At 71.2% G+C, this 215-nt stretch carries 1 protein-coding gene; it reads left to right on the forward strand.

What is annotated here, in order from left to right; genetic code table 11:
* Window positions 1–215, forward strand: a 215-nt coding sequence (locus ACFI33_RS11855; RefSeq protein ID WP_462624059.1) for a helix-turn-helix domain-containing protein, incomplete at both ends; no start/stop codon positions are given.

A 215-nucleotide genomic window follows, 5' to 3' on the forward strand; every position in this document is an offset into this window, starting at 1 on the left:
GAAGCCGGCCTTCAGGACCTGCCCAGCCGGCCGCACCGTTCACCTGCCCAGCTCGACCCCGAGGTGGTGGCCCAGATCCAGACCCTGCGCCGGGAGCGCAAGTGGTCAGCCCGCCGCATCCATCACCACCTCGTCTCCGAGGGCCACCGGGTGTGTCTTCGTACCGTGGGACGGTGGCTGCACCGGGCCGGGATCTCCCGCCTACGGGACCTGAC

This window comes from Micrococcus sp. PSi08 (genome assembly GCF_054960655.1).